Origin of the sequence: Streptomyces sp. 5-10 (genome assembly GCF_014712245.1) — a bacterium.
In the GTDB taxonomy this organism is placed as follows: Bacteria; Actinomycetota; Actinomycetes; order Streptomycetales; family Streptomycetaceae; genus Streptomyces; species Streptomyces violaceusniger.
In genome coordinates, this window is record NZ_JACVYG010000246.1 from 1 (window position 1) to 393 (window position 393).

At 41.7% G+C, this 393-nt stretch carries 1 pseudogene; it reads left to right on the forward strand.

Annotated features, from left to right (window positions below):
- Positions 1-272: 272 nt before the first annotated feature.
- Positions 273-393 (forward strand): annotated as a pseudogene (locus IEJ02_RS51335) (hypothetical protein); the annotation flags it as partial.

Genomic DNA, 393 nt, shown 5'->3' on the forward strand with positions numbered 1-393 from the left:
AACCCTAAAGCCGCAAAATAAGGGGCAGGATTCGAAGCTACCCCCACCAAACCCAAAACTAACCCAATTAAAACTAAAAAAGTAAAATAAAACATAATTTTTACTCGGACTCTAACCAAGACCAATGACTTGAAAAACCACCGTTGTTAATTCAACTATAAAAACCAATGGCAAACATCCGAAAAACACACCCACTACTTAAAATTATTAACGGAGCATTCATTGACCTCCCCACGCCTTCCAACATCTCCGTGTGATGAAATTTTGGCTCACTCCTAGGCCTCTGCCTTATCACACAAATCCTAACAGGACTATTTCTTGCAATACACTACACAGCTGACATTTCAACAGCCTTCTCCTCCGTCGCCCACATCTGCCGAGACGTGAATTACG